The 20,741-nt window shown below is 64.6% G+C and carries 20 protein-coding genes and 1 pseudogene; 16 read left to right on the top strand and 5 right to left on the bottom strand.

The annotated features are described in order from the left end of the window. Positions 1-7 precede the first annotated feature (7 nt). The 3 genes from LB556_RS18780 to LB556_RS18770 all read left to right on the top strand — a co-directional run bounded on the left by LB556_RS18780 (position 8) and on the right by LB556_RS18770 (position 1,653). Positions 8-235 carry a hypothetical protein gene (locus LB556_RS18780; protein ID WP_224569232.1) on the top strand — a complete coding sequence of 76 codons (228 nt, stop codon included), beginning with the start codon at positions 8-10 and terminating at the stop codon, positions 233-235. 123 nt (positions 236-358) lie between these two features. Next, the gene (locus LB556_RS18775) at positions 359-913 is read left to right on the top strand and encodes a methylated-DNA--[protein]-cysteine S-methyltransferase (protein WP_224569231.1); all 555 of its coding nucleotides are present in this window, start codon (positions 359-361) and stop codon (positions 911-913) included. Next, complete coding sequence (locus LB556_RS18770) at positions 910-1,653, top strand: 2OG-Fe(II) oxygenase (protein ID WP_224569411.1); 744 nt, start codon at positions 910-912, stop codon at positions 1,651-1,653. The genes LB556_RS18775 and LB556_RS18770 overlap by 4 nt, the downstream gene beginning before the upstream one ends. On the opposite strand, the gene LB556_RS18765 is transcribed toward LB556_RS18770, so the two are convergent. The 3 genes from LB556_RS18765 to LB556_RS18755 all read right to left on the bottom strand — a co-directional run bounded on the left by LB556_RS18765 (position 1,631) and on the right by LB556_RS18755 (position 2,620). Then, positions 1,631-1,777: a hypothetical protein gene (locus LB556_RS18765; RefSeq protein WP_224569230.1), complete on the bottom strand. Its 147-nt coding sequence runs from the start codon at positions 1,775-1,777 to the stop codon at positions 1,631-1,633. The genes LB556_RS18770 and LB556_RS18765 overlap by 23 nt on opposite strands. 10 nt (positions 1,778-1,787) lie before the next feature. Further along, positions 1,788-1,919, bottom strand: coding sequence for an NmrA family NAD(P)-binding protein (locus tag LB556_RS18760; RefSeq protein ID WP_224569229.1), 132 nt, complete (start codon positions 1,917-1,919; stop codon positions 1,788-1,790). A 113-nt stretch (positions 1,920-2,032) separates the two neighbouring features. Beyond that, entirely contained in the window at positions 2,033-2,620 is a 588-nt protein-coding gene (locus LB556_RS18755) for a dihydrofolate reductase family protein (RefSeq protein ID WP_224569228.1), read from the bottom strand. Positions 2,621-2,730: 110 nt separating this feature from the next. On the opposite strand from LB556_RS18755, the gene LB556_RS18750 reads away from it, so the two are divergent. Next, on the top strand, positions 2,731-3,147 hold the full coding sequence (locus LB556_RS18750) for a winged helix-turn-helix transcriptional regulator (protein WP_224569227.1): 417 nt from the start codon (positions 2,731-2,733) through the stop codon (positions 3,145-3,147). A 119-nt stretch (positions 3,148-3,266) separates the two neighbouring features. Next, positions 3,267-4,514 carry a DNA polymerase IV gene (gene dinB / locus LB556_RS18745; RefSeq protein ID WP_318011296.1) on the top strand — a complete coding sequence of 416 codons (1,248 nt, stop codon included), beginning with the start codon at positions 3,267-3,269 and terminating at the stop codon, positions 4,512-4,514. 207 nt (positions 4,515-4,721) lie between these two features. Here the strand turns inward: dinB and LB556_RS18740 are convergent, their stop codons facing one another. Further along, a complete protein-coding gene (locus LB556_RS18740) occupies positions 4,722-5,255 on the bottom strand; it encodes a sterol desaturase family protein (protein WP_224569225.1) in 534 nt (177 codons plus the stop codon). Positions 5,256-5,440: 185 nt separating this feature from the next. Between LB556_RS18740 and LB556_RS18735 the strand changes: the two genes are divergently transcribed. From LB556_RS18735 to LB556_RS18725, 3 genes are all read left to right on the top strand, one after another. Continuing rightward, complete coding sequence (locus LB556_RS18735) at positions 5,441-5,902, top strand: NUDIX domain-containing protein (protein ID WP_224569224.1); 462 nt, start codon at positions 5,441-5,443, stop codon at positions 5,900-5,902. A gap of 232 nt (positions 5,903-6,134) precedes the next feature. Next, the gene (locus LB556_RS18730) at positions 6,135-6,995 is read left to right on the top strand and encodes a class I SAM-dependent methyltransferase (protein ID WP_224569223.1); all 861 of its coding nucleotides are present in this window, start codon (positions 6,135-6,137) and stop codon (positions 6,993-6,995) included. A 190-nt stretch (positions 6,996-7,185) separates the two neighbouring features. Beyond that, the gene (locus LB556_RS18725; protein WP_224569410.1) at positions 7,186-9,822 is read left to right on the top strand and encodes an EAL domain-containing protein; all 2,637 of its coding nucleotides are present in this window, start codon (positions 7,186-7,188) and stop codon (positions 9,820-9,822) included. Positions 9,823-9,874: 52 nt separating this feature from the next. On the opposite strand, the gene LB556_RS18720 is transcribed toward LB556_RS18725, so the two are convergent. Beyond that, positions 9,875-11,059 carry a Gfo/Idh/MocA family protein gene (locus LB556_RS18720; RefSeq protein WP_224569222.1) on the bottom strand — a complete coding sequence of 395 codons (1,185 nt, stop codon included), beginning with the start codon at positions 11,057-11,059 and terminating at the stop codon, positions 9,875-9,877. Between the two features lie 319 nt (positions 11,060-11,378). Here LB556_RS18720 and LB556_RS18715 point away from each other — a divergent pair, with 319 nt between their 5' ends. The 8 genes and pseudogenes from LB556_RS18715 (at position 11,379) to LB556_RS18680 (ending at position 20,696) form a co-directional block, all read left to right on the top strand. Continuing rightward, entirely contained in the window at positions 11,379-12,272 is an 894-nt protein-coding gene (locus LB556_RS18715) for a MurR/RpiR family transcriptional regulator (RefSeq protein ID WP_224569221.1), read from the top strand. Positions 12,273-12,350: 78 nt separating this feature from the next. Beyond that, positions 12,351-13,133, top strand: coding sequence for an SDR family oxidoreductase (locus tag LB556_RS18710; RefSeq protein WP_224569220.1), 783 nt, complete (start codon positions 12,351-12,353; stop codon positions 13,131-13,133). Beyond that, a pseudogene (locus LB556_RS18705) lies at positions 13,130-14,661 on the top strand (mannitol dehydrogenase family protein). The gene LB556_RS18710 and the pseudogene LB556_RS18705 overlap by 4 nt, the downstream one beginning before the upstream one ends. A 32-nt stretch (positions 14,662-14,693) precedes the next feature. Beyond that, on the top strand, positions 14,694-15,611 hold the full coding sequence (locus LB556_RS18700) for a sugar phosphate isomerase/epimerase family protein (RefSeq protein ID WP_224569218.1): 918 nt from the start codon (positions 14,694-14,696) through the stop codon (positions 15,609-15,611). Between the two features lie 88 nt (positions 15,612-15,699). Beyond that, positions 15,700-16,734 (top strand): ABC transporter substrate-binding protein, encoded by a 1,035-nt coding sequence (locus LB556_RS18695; protein WP_224569217.1) that lies wholly within the window; start codon positions 15,700-15,702, stop codon positions 16,732-16,734. Positions 16,735-16,943: 209 nt separating this feature from the next. Further along, a complete protein-coding gene (locus LB556_RS18690; protein WP_224569216.1) occupies positions 16,944-18,518 on the top strand; it encodes a sugar ABC transporter ATP-binding protein in 1,575 nt (524 codons plus the stop codon). Continuing rightward, positions 18,515-19,486: an ABC transporter permease gene (locus tag LB556_RS18685; protein ID WP_224569215.1), complete on the top strand. Its 972-nt coding sequence runs from the start codon at positions 18,515-18,517 to the stop codon at positions 19,484-19,486. The genes LB556_RS18690 and LB556_RS18685 overlap by 4 nt, the downstream gene beginning before the upstream one ends. A 223-nt stretch (positions 19,487-19,709) precedes the next feature. Then, positions 19,710-20,696, top strand: coding sequence for an ABC transporter permease (locus LB556_RS18680; RefSeq protein ID WP_224569214.1), 987 nt, complete (start codon positions 19,710-19,712; stop codon positions 20,694-20,696). Positions 20,697-20,741 lie beyond the last annotated feature (45 nt).

Below are 20,741 nucleotides of genomic sequence, written 5' to 3'. Positions count from 1 at the left end.
CCCGGCAATGCGCGTGATGGCCAGGTCTTCCACCACCAGTGCGAACAGCCAGGCCGCCAACCGCGCTGCCGTCGGCCAAGAAAAGGCGAAGGCGCTGGTGATGGCTGCCATTGGCGCGCTTGTCGAGGACGGCAAGGCCGAGTGGAACCGCACCGCGACCGGCGAGATCGAGATGCGGCTGATGTCGGGCGAAGTGTTCGTGCTGGGCGAGGTGTCCGTCACGCGGATCGCCTAATACGCTGAGCGCTCTACGGTTCCTTTCAAGCCAAATTCTCAGAGTTCGATTTGAAAGCAAGCACCGGAGTGAGGAGCAGCCGGCAGGCGGCTAGGGTTCAGGCATACGGAAGGAGTGAAGGCAATGAACCACATGCAAGCCCATATGCCGGCGGCGACCTCCAGCGCTGCCGCCCTCGACACCATCACCTATGCCCTTGGCGAATCCGCCCTTGGACACATTCTCGTCGCGCGCGGCCCCATCGGCGTCCGCGCCATCCTGATCGGCGCCGACGCCAAGGCTCTGGAACGGGACCTCGCGAACCGCTTTCCCGGCAGGGTGCTGCTCGAGGACGAGGCCGGCTTGCGCGGCGATCTCGCCGCGATAGCGTCCTTCATCGAGAAGCCCGCTGCCGGCCTCGACCTGCCGCTCGACATGCGCCATGGCACACCTTTCCAACAGCGCGTGTGGCAGATGCTGCGCACCATCCCGTGCGGCGCCACCGTCACCTACACCGCCCTTGCCCGGCGCCTCGGCATGCCGGACGGCGCCCGCGCCGTGGCGAGGGCCTGTGCCGCCAATGCCATCGCGCTCGGCATTCCCTGCCATCGCGTGCTGCGCGCCGACGGCACACTGTCCGGCTACCGCTGGGGAGTCGAATGCAAGCGCGCCTTGCTGGACCGGGTGGCCGCGATATGAACGCCGACGCCAGGGTTGCCCCATCGCTGGTCGAAGCCGCCGAGACACGCATCGGCGCCTACGACTGGCCGGCGCTCACCGCCGAGCTCGACGGCTTCGGCTGCGCGGTGATGGAAAAGCTGCTGTCGCCGCAAGAGTGCCGGCAGCTCGCCGGCCTCTACCCCCAGGAGCAGCATTTCCGCAGCCACATCCACATGGCCAGGCACGGTTTCGGCAAGGGCGAATACCGCTATTTCCGCTATCCCTTGCCGGACCTGCTGGGCGGCCTGCGCGGCGCGCTCTATCCCAGGCTGGCCGATGTCGCCAACCGGTGGAACGAGCGCATGGGGGTCGCCATGCGCTACCCCGCCACGCATGCCGCGTTTCTCGACCAATGCCATGCCGCCGGCCAGGTCAGGCCGACGCCGCTTCTGCTGCAATATGTGCCGGGCGACTTCAACTGCCTGCACCAGGACCTCTATGGCGACCTCGCCTTTCCCCTGCAGGTGGCGATCCTGCTGTCCGAGCCGGGCAAGGATTTCACCGGCGGCGAATTCGCGCTGACCGAACAGCGGCCGCGCATGCAGAGCCGGGTCGAGGTGGTGCCCTTGCGCCAGGGCGATGCGGTGGCCTTTGCCGTCCACAACCGGCCGGTGCGGGGAACGAAAGGCAATTACCGCGTCAATCTGCGCCACGGCGTCAGCCGACTGCGCTCAGGCATGCGCCACACGGCCGGCATCATCTTTCATGATGCGAAGTAATCTCCAGGATCCACGGGCAGGCATAGTAATCGCTGATGCTGTCGATCACCCCGCCCGTGGCGCCGATCCGCACCAGATATGCCTGCCGCCAGACCTCGCCATGCAGCCTGTCGACGACCAGCACGATCTCCCCTTCAAACGCCGAGCCCCGCCGCGGATGCTCGGTCCAAATCGCGAACCAGCGCCCGCGCTTGACGCCTCTGCCGCGCGAATTCGCACACGATCGCCTTGCCGTTCAGGCCGGTGGCGCCTGTCACCAGGATCATGGTCTGTCTCTCCATTCAGCATTTGACGCGGCCGCCCTGATGGCGACCGCACCTTGAAGACGAAGAGAGGCGGGCAAAGGATTCTACCCGAACACTATTTTTTGGGCGTCCCCTCACCCGGCCGGCGTGTAGCGGTTGACCACCATGCCACAGCCATAGGCCTTCGAGCCGAGCAGCCGCAGGTTTCGGAAGCCGCCTTGGTCGAAGATCCGGCGTCCGGCACCGAGCACCGCCGGGTTGATGAACAGCTGGAACTCGTCGACCAGCCCGGCCGCGATCAGCGCCGACGCAAAGCCGGCGCCGCCGAAGACGGCCATGTCGCCACCCTCGCCCGCCTTTAGCGCCTTGACTTCGCGCGGCAGGTCGCCGCTCGCCACCGTCGTACGCTCCCACCGCGAGGCTTCGAGCCTGTCGCTCGGCACCACCTTGCGCGCGTCGACGATGCGCTGGGCGAAGGCATAAAACGGATCAGCCGGATATTTTCTCGCCGCATTGCCCCAATGGGTGAGATAACCCTCCTCGGCCATCTTGCGGCTGAGCAGGATGGTGTCGATTCCGGCGAAGACGGTGTTGAAGTCCTGTTTCAACTCGGCGTCCCAGCCATTGTCGTCGCCCCACTCCCAGAGCTGCCACGGATGCTCGGCATTGGCGCCGACGAAACCGTCGACCGACATCTGCATTTGAAGGATGAGCTTTTTCATCGGGGTCTCCTCGTCAGCTCCGGCAGCCCAGGAATGGTTTACTTTTGGAAGTATTGACTTGTCCAAAAATGATGTCAATAGTAAAGTGATTTAAAAGTGGAACCATAGCGATGTCGACGCGTGAAAGATCCGGCTGCCCGATCAGCCTGTCGCTGGAGCTGCTCGGTGATCGCTGGACGCTGCTCATCATCCGCGACCTGGTCTTCGCCGGCAAAAAGCATTTTCGCGAGTTCCTGCAATCGGATGAGGGCATCTCCTCACGCACTTTGGCCGAGCGGCTGCAGACGCTGCAGGATGAAGGCATCCTCACCCGCAGTGAGGATCCCACCCACGGGCTGAAGGCGATCTACCGGCTGACCGAAGCCGGCATCGACCTCTTGCCGGTGCTGGCCACGCTCGGCGCCTGGGGCAGCAAGCACCGCAAGGCAGACGATCACCTCGCCCGCATCGCCGACGAACTGGCCGGGGGCGGCGAACCAGCGCTGGAGCGGATGAAGGCAGCGCTGCGGTCGGAGCATCTTGTGTAGGCCTCTCCCTCGCGGCGAAAGGCGCATCCTACGGCCCCTACGATCCCGCATTGACAACGGGTCTGCTTTTGTTCTCTATATGTTCCGGTCTATCAGCAATCGCGGATGAGCGGAACAGGATGGAAACGATGGCCACCATCCTCCATGCCGATCTCGACGCCTTCTATGCCTCGGTCGAGCAGTTGCTCGACCCCGCGCTGCGCGGCAAGCCGATCGCGGTCGGCGGCGGCGTTGTGCTCGCCGCCTCCTACGAAGCGCGCGCCTTCGGCGTGCGCGGCGGCATGCCGGGGCGCAAGGCGCGCGAGCTTTGCCCGCAATTGATCTTCGTCGGCGGCAATTTCAGCCACTACCAGCGGCTGGGCGACGCGGCGATCAAGGTGCTCGACGATTTCACGCCGGTGGTCGAGCGCATCTCCATCGACGAGGCCTTCGCCGATGTCGCCGGCTGCACGCATCTGTTCGGCTCTCCCCGGGAGATCGCCACGGCGATCCGCCGCCGCGTACGGGCCGAACTCGGCCTGCCGATCTCGATCGGCGTGGCGCGTACCAAGCATCTGGCCAAGATCGCCTCGCAGGTCGCCAAGCCCGACGGGCTGGTGGTGGTCGACCCCGGCACTGAGCTTTCCTTCCTGCACGATTTGCCGGTCGCACTGATGTGGGGCGTCGGGCCGGCAACCAGGGCGCGGCTGGCCGAGATCGGCGTCGAGACCATCGGCGAACTGGCCCGGACGCACAGCGGCGCGTTGACCCGGCTGCTTGGCCCCGCCGCCGGGGAAAAGCTTGCGGCCCTGTCGTGGAACCGCGACTCTCGCAAGCTGGAGACGAAGCGCCGGGCGCACTCGGCCGGCGCGCAATCGGCGCTCGGGCAGAAGCCGGCCGTGGCGCGGGTGATCGTGCCGACGCTGCTGCATTTGGCCGACCGTGTCGCCAGCCGGTTGCGCGCCAAGAACCGCCCCGGCCGCACGGTGACGGTGCGCGTGCGCTTTGCCGATCTCAGCGCCGTCACGCGCTCGATCACGCTGGAACAGCCGATCTCGGCAACCGCGATGCTGGCCGAGATAGCCGGCGACCTGGTGCGCGGCGCGCTCGCCGACCACGCCGCAGAGAAAACGATCTCGCTGCTGGCGATTTCCGTGTCGCATCTGGAAGAAGGCGCCGAGTTGCAGCTCGACCTGCCGCTCGGCCTCGCCGACGAGAAGCGCCGCCCCGGCAGCCAGAAAGGCCTCGCGCGCTTCGGCGCCGACCGCGCCATTGACAAGATCCGCGAGCGCTTCGGCAAACAGGCGGTCGGCTACGGCACGGTGGCGCTGGAGGCGGCGCGTTCGGTGCCCGACGAATTCAGGGAACTGGCGCAAAAGGACCTGTGAGCGGAGGTGCCTCAGCCCCTCGCCGTCACACCTTCCGGGTCAACGCCCGGAACTAACCGGCGCGGCGGTCACGGTGGACAACAACGCGCGCTTCACCAGCACCGGCTTTCGATAGATCTTCTTCACGGCAATTTCCCCACGCCCAAGCGGCTTGCGGCAGTAACATCAGGCAAGCACGGATTGTCAAGAAAAAGCGAATAACGCCTCTCAGAGCCGTGCGGTGCCGAAAACCCGGTCCCAGAATATCGACGTCACGCCGAAATTGGCGTTCTCGTCGACATGGTGGTGGACCGCGTGGCGGCGCTTGAGCGTGTAGAGATAGCTCGGGTGGGTCGGATGCCAGTGATGGATCATGTGGTGGACGCTGACGTACCAGAGATAGCCCAGCATCAATCCGCAGCTCACCGCGCTGGCGGTTGCGAAACCGGAGATCATCCAGACGGGCAGGAAGGCGATCAGTGCATGGACGCCCAGGCTGAGCCAGGTCGGCGTGCCCACCGGGCTGCGCTCCTCGACATGATGGCGGTCGTGCAGGTCCTTGATCCAGGGAATGTGATGAAGAACGAGGCGGTGCAGGACGTATTCGACCAGCGTCCACAGGCCGAGGCAGATCAGCACAGTGCCGATCCAGTCCGGCGCCCCCTCCTCTCCGGCCTCGACCAGCCCGGCCACGCCCAATATGGCGATCACCAGGGGATAGACCACGAAGTCGCTGTAGTAGCCGATCAGACTCAGCTGCATTCGGACGCCTCACCTGACCTTCGACGCCGCCCCGGAAACGATGCTATCAGATTGCCGGACTCGCCGATAAGGTGCAATGCGGATGTGCCTGACATAGCGTCGTAATTTCCCCGTGCAAGATCGGCAGCCATGATCGGCGCGGAATCCGCCGACTTCGCACCAATGCCGCAAACGGACATGCAAATATGGCAAAATGCAGCGCGGGCCTGCTGATCTATCGCCGCGGCGGTGATGACACCGAGGTGCTGCTGGTGCATCCCGGCGGCCCGTTCTGGGTGAAGAAGGACGATGGCGCCTGGTCGATACCGAAGGGCCTCGTCGAGGGTGAGGACGAACTGACGGCGGCGCAACGCGAGACCCGCGAGGAGATTGGCATCACCATCGATGGCCCGTTCACGCGCTTGGGTGACTACAAGCAACCCGGCGGCAAGATCGTTATCGCCTGGTCCGTCGAGGCCGACGTCGATGTGGCCGCCATCAAGAGCAACACCTTCACCATGGAATGGCCGCCGAAGTCCGGAACGATGAAGGAATTCCCTGAGGTCGACAGAGCCGGCTGGTTCACCTTGGCCGAAGCCGAGGTGAAGATGCTGAAGGGTCAGCGGCCGATGCTGTCGGATTTGGTAGCGCAATTGGATGTCGGGTGATTGCCGGCAATATCGCTGACTCGTCACCTCAAAGGCCGGCAAAGGCGGACTCGCTGAACCGGGGAGCCTCTTCCCAGCAGCTGTTTCATCACCGGGCTGATGACAGCGATCGTCTCGATCTCGGGAATGGGCGCCGCGACGGGCGCGACTTCCGGGATTGACGCGCATGCCTGCTCGCTGCAATGTCTATTAACCAGCTGTTAACCTTGCAACGGCTGAGATGGGGGGCATTTTGGAACCGTTTCTGGACGCGAACCTGCTGAATTGGGACGATCGGGCCGAAATACACGCGACCGACAGAACGGGCAGCTACCGCATTGAGAATGTGCTGGCCGGTGGATCCAATCTCTATGAGCTGGAAACGCGCGAGGTCGGAGACATTTTCGGCAAGGACATCGTCCATCTGCAATGTCACATCGGGCTGGACACGATCAGCCTGAGGAATCTCGGCGCGGGCAGCGTGACCGGCCTGGACTTTTCACCGAGGGCGGTCGCCGCGGCGAGGGATTTCGCCTCCAAGGCAGGCAGTGACGTTCGCTTCGTGGAGGCGCCGCTATACGAGGCGGTCGAAGCACTCGACCAGACCTATGACGTAGTCTACGTCACCTGGGGGTCGGTGAACTGGCTTGACGATGTCTTTCGTTGGGCGCGGGTGGTCGCCGACCTTCTGCGGCCTGGCGGCCGGCTGTACATGGCCGAGGGCCATCCCTTGATGTTCCAGTGCAATCGCAAGGCTGCCGCCCTCGAATTGAAGGACGACTGGCGAACGCCGGTGGCGCGGCCGCTCGTCTGGAACGAGAAGCAGACCTATACCGGCGATGAACGAACCCTGGAGCATCCTCGATATTATGAGTGGATCCATCCGATCAGCGACGTGGTGAACGCGCTGATCGCGGCCGGGCTCACGCTCGATTTCCTCAACGAGCATGACGCGGTTTCCTGGCAGCATTTTTCATTCGCGGTGAGGGCCGGCAAGGACATGTACGGCCTCCCCGAAAACGCTCCAAAGATTCCGATGGCCTATTCAATTGGAGCAACCAAGCGCGGCGTTGGCACGTATCGGATCGTCCAGAAAAAGGTCGATAGCCACTGACGCCACCATGTGGCGAGTGCTGGTGCAATTGCCCGCACCAGCGCCGGCACGCGCAAAAATTTTAGCGCAAAAATTTTAAAGACTGTGAAGGCTAAAATTAAGTTATTGCGTACTAATATTCCCCTGATGAGGCTCACCCAGGAGCCTGACAAGCACAGGGAACCTCGCCCTTTTGGCTCATTTCGCCAAAATGCTCGGCCGCGTGAGCAAGGCCGTCTTCTCGCCGGCAAGGATGCCGGTGGGGATTGCGATTGTGGTTATTGCCCTTTGCGCGGCGTTCGCGGACCATCAGAACAAGATCGTTTCGGACCAGGCCGCCCGCGTGGATGTGCTGGCCAAGGTCAATGTCATTCGCGCCAAGCTCGAAGGAAACATCAACGGCAACCTTCAGCTGGTTCGAGGTCTGGTCGCCGCGGTCACGACCGAACCATACATGGGAGAGCAACGCTTCACGGAACTTGCCAGCCGCCTGTTCAGCGAAGAGTCCCAACTTCGCAATATTGCCGGCGCGCCCGACCTGGTCATTTCCTTGATGTATCCGATGGCCGGCAACGAGAAGGCCATCGGTCTCGATTACCGCAAGAACGACCAGCAGCGGGCGGCTGCCCTGCGTGCGCGCGACGAGCGCAGGCTCATTCTCGCTGGCCCGGTCGATCTGGCGCAGGGAGGACAGGCTTTCATCGGTCGTTTCCCGGTATTCGTGAAAAGCGCGGGCAACACCGACCGGTTCTGGGGCATCGTTTCGGCGGTCGTCGACGTGCAGCGCCTTTACCAGGCGACGGGTCTCCTCGACAAGGATCTCGGGATTGACGTCGCGCTCATCGGCAGCGATGCCCTTGGCGCGAAGGGAGTCCAGTTCTTCGGTGACCAACGCGTCGTCAAAAACAATCCGGTGACGGCCGACGTTCTGCTCCCGTCGGGCTCCTGGCAGATCGCCGCCATTCCCAAGAACGGTTGGCCCACCACTCCCGCCAACGCATGGCTGCTGAGGGCGATCATGGCGGCAGCGGCCGCGCTGATCTTGATCCCCTCCCTGGCGGCAGGCCGCCTGATCAAGGAGAGGCAGCGAAACTACGGGGAACTGCATCGGCTGTCGCGACGGCTGGAACTTGCTCTGGAGGCGTCGGCCATCGGAGTGTGGGAGCACGACCTCAAAACCAACCATCTGACGTGGGACGATCGCGTCAACGAGATCTACGGCAGGGAGCCCGATGGCGGACCGCGCGGATATTCGGACTGGGCCGGGGCCATTCATCCTGACGATCTGCCTGGCGCGCTTGCGGATTTCGACAAGGCAGTAGCCGGGCGAAGCACATATTCATCGGAATACCGGGTTGTTCGGCCCAACGGCGAAATCCGTCACGTCCGGTCCACGGCGATCTTCTACCAGATAGCAAACAATTCGCCTCGAATGGTCGGCGCGGAGTGGGACGTGACGGCAGACGTCTTGCTGACCACCGATCTGGTTCGCGCAAAGCAGTTGACCGAGTCGAAAAATACCGAACTCGAGTCCGCCCAAGCGCGCATCGAACACATTGCCCTGCACGATTCGCTGACGGATTTGCCCAATCGGCGCTATCTGGACCAGATGCTGAAAGATTATGCGGCAAAGGCCAGAGTAAACGGCGGCTGCGCGGCGCTGCTTCACATCGATCTGGACCGCTTCAAGCACATCAACGATACGCTTGGTCATGCGGCGGGCGACGCAATGCTGGTGCATGCGTCATCCGTTCTCAAGTCCAACGTCGGCGACCACGGTTTTGTCGCTCGCATTGGAGGAGACGAATTCATCGTGCTCTGCACGGTGCACGGCGATGTCAGCCAGGCCGCGGCGCTCGCTGACAACATCATCGAGCAGATGCGCAGACCTGTTTATTACCACGGCCATCAATGTCGGTTTGGCGTCAGCGTCGGGATTGCGATCGACAATGATAGAGAGGCCGATACCAGACAGTTGCTGGTGAATGCCGATATTGCCCTCTACCGGGCAAAGAAGCGGGGCCGCAACCGCTACGAATTCTTCAGCGGAGAACTGCAAAGCGAAATCGTCAACACGAAGAGAATTGCCGACGAGATTCTAGCCGGCCTCGAACGAGACGAATTCATCGTGTTCTACCAGCCTCAATTTGATGCAAAGACGCTGGAGATCGTCGGCGTTGAAGCGCTGGTGCGGTGGAGGCATCCAGAGAAGGGGATTCTGACGCCTGATGCTTTCCTGAAGACCGCTGAAGAACTGAACGTCGTGTCGGTAATTGACCGGAAAGTCCTCCAGCAATCGCTTCTGGATTTCGAAGCGTGGTCCGCCGACAAGATCGGTATTCCGCGCGTGTCGGTCAACGTATCGGCACGACGCCTTCAAGACGAGGAACTCCTGAAGAGCTTGCGTGACCTCAACATCAGAAAGGGGACTTTTTCCTTTGAACTCGTCGAGTCGATCTTCCTCGACAACAACGATGATCTGGTCACGTGGAACGTCGAGCAGATCAAGCAACTCGGCATCGACATCGAAATCGACGATTTCGGTACCGGTTATGCTTCTATTGTCAGCCTGCTCAAATTGCAGCCTCGCCGCCTCAAGATAGATCGCCAGTTGGTGGATCCTATCGTGAACTCGCACCAGCGACGGCAGGTCGTCTCGTCGATCATCGAAATCGGCAAATCCCTAGGCATCGAGATCATAGCCGAAGGCGTCGAGACAATGAAGCACGCCCGTGTGCTCAAAGAGCTTGGCTGCGACATATTGCAAGGCTATGCATTCGGGCACGCAATGGATTCCGACCGGCTGAGAAGCTTTGCTCGATCTCGACGGTTGCCAGTGGCAAGCTAGCCCTCATTCGAAATCCCCGGCATGCGCTCTATAGCAGAAAGCTTCGCGCGCCTCAGCCAAACCGCGCGGCCGTCCACGCCCCGCCAGCCGCGCTCGACTCCACCGCCGCGGCAACGAACTTCACCCCGCGTGCGCCGTCGACCACGTCGGGCACCTGCGCCGCGCGCGCCGGATCGATGGCAGCGCCCGACCGGTGCGCGCGGATGATGTCGGCGGCATCGCGGTAGAAATTGGCGAAGGCTTCGATATAGCCCTCCGGATGCGCCGCCGGCATGCGCGAGACGCGGCGGGCTTCCGCCGTCGAGCCGTGGCCGCCGCGCACCAGCGTGCGGGTTTCCTCGCCATGGACCGTAAAGCGCAGTTCCTCCGGCCGCGTGCCGGACCATGCGAGCCCGGCTCTGTCGCCATAGACGCGCACGGACAGGTCGTTGTAGTGGCCGGGCGATGTCTGGCTGGCCAGGATCGTGCCGCGCGCTCCGCCCGTCCAGCGCACCAGCACATGGGCGTTGTCGTCGAGCCGGCGTCCAGGCACCGCGGTGAACAGGTCGGCCGACACCGTCTCGGCCTCGCGGCCGGAGATGAAGCTCGCCAGGTTGAAGGCGTGCACGCCGATGTCGGCCAGCACCGCCGACTGCCCTGCCCTGGCCGGATCGGTGCGCCATTCCGCCTGCTTCTGGCCCTCGGCATCGATCGGTTTGGTCAGCCAGTCCTGGATATAGGCGCCGTGCACGGACACGATCCGGCCAAGCTCGCCCGCCATCACCATCTCGCGCGCCTGCCGCACCATGGCGTAGCCGGTGTTGTTGAGCGTGACGACGAAGCGGCGTTTCTTTGCCCTGGTCAGCGCCACCAGCGCTTCGGCGTCGGCCAGCGTCGTCGACAGCGGCTTGTCACAGATCACGTCGATGCCGGCTTCGAGGAAGGCCGTGGCGATCGGCGCGTGCAGATGGTTGGGCGTGACGATGACCACAGCTTCGATGCCATCCGGCCGCGCGGCTTCGGCCGTTGCCATGGCGCGATAGTCGGCATAGCTGCGCTCCGGCGCGATGCCGATCTCGGCGGCCGAGGCGGCGGCGTTTTCCGGATCGGACGACAGCGCACCGGCGACCAGCGCGATCTGGTCGTCGAGCCGCATGGCCAGCCGATGCACGGCGCCAATGAAGGCATTGCGGCCGCCGCCGACCATGCCGACCCTCAGGCGCTTGCCCGCCGATCCGTCCGATGTCGCATAGACCATCCTTATCCTCCTACCTATCGCTTCGTCATCCTGGGGCGGAGCAAGGAGTGCAGCGACGCGGCGCAGACCCCAGGATCCATGCCGCGATTTTGAAGTGCCGCTACCGTGCAGAATCCCTATCCGCTGCATTCCTCGACAGCCGTCACGGCATGGATCCCAGGGTCTTCGCGACGGAGCTTCGCTCCTGCTCCGCCCGGGGATGACGAAGTCGGGGAAGGTCTCGGCCAACCCTCAGCACCCGAGCCGAGCCCCTAGCACTTTCGAACAAGATTTCCAATTTCCATATTGTAATACGATCGTGCCACGTTAGCCTGAAATCATGAGTGGGGCACGCAAGTCATCCGGACGGTCCAGTGCCGACGAGGCGGCGACGCGCAAGCGCGGACGCTCCCTGGCGGCGTTGGGTTATATCCAGCCGCGGACCTATGAGGAACTGCGCGCGGTGCTGTCGTCGGGCACCGTGCACTTTCCCAAGCGGCTGCGGCAGGTGGCGATCTTCCTGTGGCAGCACCCGAGCGACGTGGCTCTTGGCACCATCGCGCAGGTGGCCGCGCAGGCGGGCGTGCAGCCCTCGACACTGGTGCGCTTCGCGCAGATTTTCGGCTATTCCGGCTTTTCCGATTTCCAAGGCCTGTTCAAGGAGCACGTGAAGGGATCGTGGCCCGAAGGACGCGGCCAGGACCGGGAGACACCCGAGCCCAATGCGCATCTGCATTTCCTGCACGGCATGGTCGGCGCTTCGCAGGCTTCGCTTGGGCGCATCGAAGCCGGTTTGGACGTCGAGAGCTTCGAGAAGATGGTGACGCTGCTGGCCACCGCCGACCTGATCTATGTCATCGGCTCCAAGCGCGCCTTTCCCGTCACCGCCTATCTGTCGCTGACGCTTTCGCAGCAGGGCGTGCGCAACGTGCTGGTCGACAATGTCGGTTCCACCGCGCTTGACCAGATCGGCTGCATCGGCAGCCGCGACGCGGTACTGGCGGTTTCCTTCAGCCCCTACAATTCGATCACGCCTGACCTCGTCGCCGTGGCGCATGAGCGCAAGGCCCGCATCGTCACCATCACCGACAGCACGTTCAGCCCGCTGACCCGGCTGTCGGACAGCTGGCTGGAAGTGGTGGAATCCGACTTCGCCGGCTTCCGCTCGCTGGCCGCCTCGCTGGCGGTCGGCATGGCGCTGGTCCATGGGGTCGCCGCACGGCGCGGTAAGTAAGGCGCCGCTGGCACAATTGACTATCGGGAACCATCGTTCCATATTTCGAAAAATAGAAACTTTGTTCCGGGAGGAGGAATGGAGATCAGGCTCGACGGCAAGGTGATATTGGTCACCGGGTCGACACAAGGCATCGGCCGCGCCATCGCCGAGACGCTGGCGCGCTCGGGCGCCGCTGGCCTGCTGGTCACCGGTCGCGACAAGACACGGGGCGACGCCGTGGCGGCGGAGCTGTCGCAATTGGGCACGCCGGCGATTTTCGTCGCCGCCGACCTCGCGGATTCGCAAGCCCCGGCCTTGCTGGCGCAGGCCTGCATCGAGCGCTTCGGCCGCATCGACGGCTTGGTCAACGCCGCCGGCCTCACCGACCGCGCCTCCTTCCTCGATGCCACCCCCGACGACTGGGCGGCGCTGTTCGCGGTCAACGCGCGCGCGCCGTTCTTTCTGATGCAGGCGGCCATCGCCGACATGAGGAAGCGCGGACAGCCCGGTGCCATCGTCAACATCCTGTCGGTCAATGCCCATTGCGGCTCGCCGGAGCTTGCCGTCTATTCCGCCACCAAGGGCGCGCTGGCGACGCTGACCAAGAACGCCGCCAATGCCCACCGCTTCGACCGCATCCGCGTCAACGGCATCAATGTCGGGTGGACCGACACGCCGGCCGAACGCGTCATGCAGGCGCAGACGCTGGGCAACGGCCCGGGATGGCTCGACGCCGCCAACGCCGCGCAGCCCTTCGGCAGGTTGCTGGCACCAGACGATATCGCAAACCTCGCCGTCTTCCTGCTCTCCGACGCCGCCGGCCCGATGACCGGTTCGGTGATCGACCAGGAGCAGTCGGTGATCGGCGCAAACCGGTGAGCAGCATCGAAACGCTCGGCCCTGGTCTCCTGGAGAGGCTTCCCGCCGCTGTCCGGAAGCCGTCCTACGACCGGGCCGCGCTCCAACCCGGCATGGCGCATCTCGGCGTCGGCGCCTTCCACCGCTGCCACCAGGCCGAATACACCGACGATCTTTTGTCGCATCGGTTCGACCGCTGGGGCATTATCGGCATCAACATCCGCCCGCCCACCCTTGCCGATACGCTCGGCCGGCAGGGCGGCCTCTATACCAGGCTGATCCGTGAGAACGACCATGTCGAGGCGCGCGTCATCGGCAGCATCGTGAAGGTGGTCGACAGCCAGGAGAGCGCCGCGCCCGCGCTCGACGTGCTGGCCTCGCCCGACATCGAACTGGTGACGATGACGGTCACGGAAAAAGGCTATTGCCACATCCCCTCGACCGGCGAACTCGATCTCGATCATCCCGACATCGTCCATGACCTCGCCAACCCCGAAGCACCGCGCAGCGTGGCCGGCATATTGGCCAGGGCGCTTGAGATGCGCCGTGCCGCGCGTGGCGGGAAGCTGACATTGCTCTCCTGCGACAACATTCCGACAAACGGCATCATCTTGGAAAATGTCGTGCGGAGTTTCGCCGAATGGCGCGGCGATGGGCTGGCCGAATGGATCGCGGCCAACGCCGCCTTCCCCTCCGCCATGGTCGACCGCATCGCGCCGGCGGTGACGCGCGATGACCTCGGCGGCGTCGAACAATGGTTCGGCTACCGCGATAGCGCCGTTGCCGTCGGCGAGCCGTTCCGGCAATGGGTGATCGAGCAGAAATTTGCCGGCCGCATGCCACGCTGGGATCTGGCCGGCGCCACCTTTGTCGACGACGTCACACCCTTCGAGCATCTCAAGATGCGGGTGCTGAACGGGGCGCAAACGACGCTTGCCACGCTCGGCGGGCTGGCCGGGCTCGAACACACATCGGATGCCATCGCCGATCCGCTGCTTTCGGTCTTCGTCAGGCGCATGCTGGTCGAGGAAACGCTGCCGACGCTGATGCCGGTGCCCGGGATGGAGCCATCGGCCTATGTCGAGCAGAGCCTTGGCCGCTTGCGCAACACCGCCATCCGCCACCGCAATCACCAGATCGCCACCGACGGCTCGCAGAAAATCGTCCAGCGCCTGCTCAACCCGATCCGCGATCGGCTGAGCCAGGGCGCGAGCATTGGACTGCTCTCGGTGCCGGTCGCCGGCTGGATGGCCTATCTGATCCTGGCCTCGACGCGCTTCGGCGAACGCTGGCCGGTATCGGATCCCTATGCCGGCAAGATCGCCGCGATCGCCGACGAAACCGGGGACGATGCACGGGCGCTGGCTTCAGCCATCCTGGCCATCGACACGATTTTCGAACCCGGCCTTGCCGCGAACGCTGCGTTTCGCGCGGCCGTCGCATCGGCGCTTGCAAAGCTGCTCTCGGATGATCCGATGGCGGCCGTTCGACACAGTCTGGAACAGAATGGGTCGCGAGGTTGAAGCGATCCAAACAATCGGCATTATAGGAAACGATCGCGGGTTCGCGCTCTAGGGAGGCATGATGAAACTTGGACTGCTCACCGCACCGTTCGCGGAGACGCCGCTTGGCGAGGTTGCCGGCTGGGCGAGCTCCGTCGGCTTCGAGGCGCTGGAAATCGCCTGCTGGCCGAAGACCTCCGGCGCGACTCGCCGCTATGCCGGCACCAGCCATATCGATGCCGCCTCGACCTCGGCCGCACAGGCGAAGGAAATCGTTGCCTCGCTGGCGGAAAACAACATTTCCGTCTCCGGCCTCGGCTACTACCCCAACCCGCTGCATCCCGATGCCGCCCACCGCGAGGCCGTCATCGGCCATCTGAAGAAGGTCATCGTGCTGGCCGCCAATATGGGCGTGCCTGTCGTCAACACCTTCTGCGGCGGCGATGCCTCGAAAACCGTCGACGTCAACTGGCAGGAAGCGCTGAAAATCTGGCCCGAGATCGTCGCTCATGCGCGCGGCCACGGGGTAAAAATCGCCTTCGAGAACTGCCCGATGATCTTCAGCCATGACGAATGGCCCGGCGGGCACAACATCGCCTATTCGCCGCAGGTCTGGCGTCGCATCCTGGAAGCCTGGGGCGGTGAGGTCGGCATGAATTTCGACCCCTCGCACCTGGTCTGGCAGATGATCGACCAAGCGCGCTTCATCAGGGAGTTCGGCCCCTACATGCTGCATGTCCACGCCAAGGACCTGATGATTGATCATGATGGTTTGTACGAGCGCGGAATCCTTTCGGCTGGCATAGGGTGGCAGGTGCCGCGCATGCCGGGGCTCGGCGATGTCGACTGGAGCGGCTTCTTCTCCGGCCTCTACCGCGCCGGCTATGACGGCTCCATCATCATCGAACACGAGGACAGGCGATTTGAAGGCAGCGACGATCAAGTGAAGCGTGGCTTCCTGCTCGCCCGCGACGTGCTGCGCCCCTTCGTCAAATGAAGTGAAGCGCGCCGCGTGACTCATTTTGTCAGCGGCGTGCTTTAACGGGTTGAACTGGAACTGAAAAACAATGTGGAGGAAGACTGAAATGAAGAAAATCCTGACCATCGTCCCGCTGCTTGCGGGTGCTGCCCTGCTGGCTTCGGTGGGCGTGTCATCCGCCGCCGGCAAATACACGATCGGCATCTCCAACACCGTGCAGGGCAATGGCTGGCGCGAGGAGATGGTGTGCGCCATGAAGGCGCAGGCGCTCGCCTCGGGCGAAGTGACCAAGCTCAACATCGCCCACCGCAACACCGATGCGGCCGGCCAGCTCGAAGACATCCGCAACCTGATCAGCGCCAAGGTCGACGCCATCGTCGTCAACCCCGCCGATCCGGCCGGCATCAAGGCGGGTCTCGAGGAAGCCACCAAGGCCGGCATCGTCGTCGTCGCCGTAGACCAGGCGGTCACCGAGCCTTCGGCCTACATCATCTCCAACAACCAGGAACAATATGCCTATCTCGGCGCCAAATGGCTGTTCCAGCAGATGGGTGGCAAGGGCGAGGTGTTCTATATGCGCGGTGCGGCCGGTGCGTCCGCCGATAGCGACCGCGACAAAGGCTTCAAGAAGGCGCTGGCCGAATTCCCCGATGTAAAGGTCGCGCAGGAAGTCTTCACCGGCTGGCAGCAGGACCAGGCAAAGCAGCAGATGCTGTCGTTCCTGGCCACCGGCACGCCGTTCAACGGCGTCTGGACCTCCGGCATCGACAACGTCATCGTCGACGCGCTGGTCGAATCGCAGGCGCCGCTGGTGCCAGTGGTCGGCGCCGACAATGCGGGATTCGTCGGCCAGCTGAGCTCGGTCAAGGGCCTCGTCGGGGCGGCGGTGACCAACCCCGGCTCGATCGGTGGCGCCGGCGTGACTCTGGCGCTGCAGATCCTCGACGGCAAGAAGCCGGCACAGCAGACCGTGCTGGTCGACCCGCAGCTTTGGGACAACGCCACCGAGGAAGGCAAGGCCAAGCTGAAGGCCGCCGCCGATCCGTCGCTCAGCCCCGAATGGCCGGTCTCGATCATGATCCCGGGCTGGACGACGTACACCAAGGACCAGATCGTGGCGTGCAAGGGCCCGGGGGAGTAAGCAAGAGCCGCGTTTCCGCCTTCTCCCCTTGTGGAGAAGGTGGATCGGCGCCGAGACGGATGAGGGTGCTTGGACGGAGTGAGACGTTGGTGTTCCCTGGAACACCCCTCATCCGACCGAGCTTCGCTCGGCCACCTTCTCCCACAAGGGGAGAAGGAAAGGTCGCCGTAGAGCACCGGCATTAGTTTCTGGAACGAGAACCACACGATTTGACCGCCAATCCCCTCCTCGACGCGTCAGGCGTCGCCAAGAATTACGGCGCGGTTGCCGCGCTGCGCGACGCGTCGCTCTCCGTCCTGCCGGGCGAGGTGCATGCGCTGATGGGCGCCAACGGCGCCGGCAAGTCGACGCTGGTGAAGATCCTGACCGGCGCGATCTCTGCCAACGCAGGGCGTATCCTGATCCGTGGCGAGGCGCGCGACATACGCTCGCCCGCCGCCGCGCGCCGCGCCGGCCTGCTGCCCGTCTATCAGGAGCCGTCGCTGATCCCCGATCTGGACGTCTTGTCCAATTTGCGCCTGACCGGCACGCCGGTCGAGCCGTTCCGCGCCTGGGTGCGCGAACTCGGCATTCCCGACCTCGATTTACGCGAAACCGCGCGCGACATCCCCCTGGCCGTGTTGCGTGTGCTCGACCTCGCCCGTGCGCTGGCCGTCGAGCCCGACGTGCTGCTGCTCGACGAGATGACGGCGGCACTCCCCGCCAACCTCGCCGAAAAGGTGCTGGACGTGGTGCGCCGCCAAGGCGACGCCGGCCGCGCCGTGATCTTCATCTCGCATCGCTTCGTTGAAATCTCGGCACTGTGCGACCGCGCCACGGTTCTGCGTGACGGCGCAACCGTCGGCGTCGTCGACATCAAGCCGGGCGTCGAGGAAAAGATTGTCGAGCTGATGCTCGGCACCCGCGTCGTCAAGACCCACGTCGCCGCCCGCACCGCCGCCCAGAAGGCAGCGCCCGCCCCTGCCCGGCCTCGGATCGCGGTGCGCAATCTGCGCGTCGGCACCAAGCTCAACGACGTGTCCTTCGATCTCGCCGACGGCGAGGTGGCCGGCGTCGTGGCGCTCGAAGGCCAAGGCCAGGACGAACTGTTCGCCGCCCTGGCCGGCTCGATCAAACCATCCGGCGGCACCATCGAGGTCGACGGCCAGCCGGCGAAGTTTTCTCACCCCATCGACGCCATCCGCGCCGGCATCGCCTATGTGCCCGGCGATCGCTCCGAGGCGCTCGCCATGCAGCGCTCGGTGCGCGAGAACATAGCACTTCCCTTCAGTGCTGCCCTGCGCAACTGGGGACCGATCCCGATGCGCCGCGAACGCGCGACCGTGCTCAGCGCCATCCAGCGCCTGCAGATCGACACCCGCGCCCAGGGCGAGGTGCAGCGCCTCTCCGGCGGCAACCAGCAGAAGGTGACGATCGCCCGCTGGATCGCGGCGGATGCCCGTACCATCCTGTGTTTCGACCCGACGCGCGGCATCGATGTCGGCACCAAGCAGGAAATCTATCTTCTGCTGCGCGAGCTCGCCGGCCACGGCAAATCGGTGCTGTTCTACACCTCCGAACTGGAAGAGGTGCAGCGCGTCTGCGACCGCGTCATCGTCATCTTCGGCGGCCGCCTCGTCGATATCTTCCCGGTCGAGGAGGCGGACGAACCGGCGCTGATGCGCGCCGCCTACGGCCTGCCGCGCGGCGCCAGGGCCGATGTCGGCATTCTCGCCGATCCCTCGGCGAATCCGTCGGATTCGACGTCGGCCAATGCCTCCGATACGCCGGAGGCCGCGCCATGAGCCATTTCCTGCGCCGCCAGGGCTGGGTAACAGGCCTGTTCGCACTCCTCATCATCCTGTTCATCGTCACCAAAGTGATCCAACCCGGCTATGGCAGCGGCGATTTCGGCTCGCTGGCGCGGGCCGTGCTGCCCTATGCCTTCGCCGTCGCCGCGCAGACCGTTGTCGTCATCGCGGGTGGCATCGACCTCTCGGTCGCCGCCATGATGGCGCTGACCAGCGTCACCGCCGCCTCGATGATGGCGGGCGCCAGCGAGGAATACGCGCTCTTCGTGGTGCCTTTCGTGCTTGCCATGGGTTTTGTCCTCGGCGCGCTCAACGGCGTGCTCATCGTCGTCACCCGCGTGCCCGACATCGTCGTCACGCTGGCCATGCTGTTCGTGCTGCAGGGTGCGGCCCTGCTGGTGCTCGGCGCGCCGGGCGGGGCAGCGGCCGAATGGCTGAAGGCGATGATCTCGGGCACCGTGCCGATACCGGGCTTGCCGGACTCGGTCGACGCCTGGGTCCCGAAGGCGCTGCTGGTGCTGGTCGTCTGCCTCTGCGTCGTCTGGATCCCGCTCCGGCGCTCGCGCCTCGGCCTTTCCATCTACGCCATCGGCTCGAGCGAACTGGCGGCGTTCCGCAGCGGCGTGCCCGTCGCCCGCACGAGGATCATCGCCTACGCGCTGTCGGGCCTGTTCGCCGCCATGGGCGGGCTCGCGCTGACCATGAGCACCGGCATCGGCGCTCCGATCCCGGGTCCCTACCTGCTTGCCAGCGTCGCGGCGGTTGTGCTGGGCGGCGTGGCGCTCGGCGGCGGCAAGGGCGGTCTGCTCGGCCCCATCGTCGCCGTCTTCGTGCTGCGCCTCGTGCGCACGGATCTCACCTTGCTCGCCATCGATCCGAACGTCACCGCCATCATCGAAGGCCTGATCATGGTCGCCGTGGTGATGTTCGGCGCCTTCATCACCATGCGGGGGCGGCAATGATGAGGCGGGAGCATGGGCGTGCGCTTCTTCCTTTCCCCCTTGTGGGGGAAGGTGGCCTCGCGAAGCGAGGTCGGATGAGGGGTGTTCCAGGGAACGCCGACGCCTCATTTCGTCCACCACCCCTCATCCGTCTCGGCGCTGCGCTCCGATCCACCTTCTTCCATAAGAAGAGAGGGGGTAGACGCGTCGCTTGCCCCACCCAATCGCGAGCAGGAGCCGCCCCATGAGCAGCACCGCGATCACGCCTGCGCCCGTGCCCCTCGGCCGCCGCATAAAACGCTTCATGGCCGACCGGCCGCTGATCCCGCTGATCATCCTGCTCGTCATCCTGGTGGTGATCCTGCAGCTCCTGCGCCCCGGCATCGTCAACGAGCGCTGGATCGCCAACACCATCAAATTCGCCATTCCGCTGGCGATCCTCGCCGGCTGCCAGACGATGACGATGCTGACCGGCGGCATCGACCTGTCGGTCGGCACGGTGGCGACGATGAGCGCCTTCATCATGGCCACGCAAGTGGTCAACCAGGACCCGGCGGTGGCCTTCCTGCTGGCGATGATGCCGGCTGTGCTGATCGGCCTCGTCAACGGCATCGGCGTCGGCGTCTTCCGCGTCCACCCGCTGATCATGACGCTGGGCACCAGCCTGATCGGCACCGGCTGCCTGCAGGTCTACCAGCGCACGGTGATCGCGTCGGGCGCCAAAATCCCCGACTTCCTCGCCTGGCTGGGCACCGGAGTCACCTGGGGTTTCCCCAACGCACTACTGCTTTACGTGCCGCTGGCCGGCCTCATTGTCTTCACGCTCGCCCGCACCGGCTTCGGCCGCCTGCTCTACGCCGTCGGCGACAATGAGCGCGCCACCCGCCTTTCCGGTGTCCGGTACTGGCAGGTCATCACCGCGCTCTACATCACATCGAGCGTGCTCGCCGGCATCACCGGCCTGCTCTATATCGGCCTGATCAAAGCGCCCTCGCTCTCGCTCGCCGAACCGCTTGTGCTGCCCTCGGTGGCCGCCGCCGTCATTGGCGGCACCTCCATCTTCGGCGGCCGCGGCGGCTATACCGGCACCATCGTCGGCGCGCTGATCCTCACCGTGCTGACGACACTGCTGACGATTTTGCAGATGCCGGAGGGAGCGCGGCGAATACTGTTCGGGCTGATCGTGCTGTTCGTGACGGCGGCGTATTTGCGGATCGTCGAGGACAAGTAGGCGCGGGCCGGGAATGTTCACGCTGGGCGGCCACGGGGCTCGACC

Source organism: Mesorhizobium sp. ES1-4 (assembly GCF_020164745.1).
In the GTDB taxonomy this organism is placed as follows: domain Bacteria; phylum Pseudomonadota; class Alphaproteobacteria; order Rhizobiales; family Rhizobiaceae; genus Mesorhizobium.
This window is presented reverse-complemented; position numbering and strand designations above follow the sequence as displayed.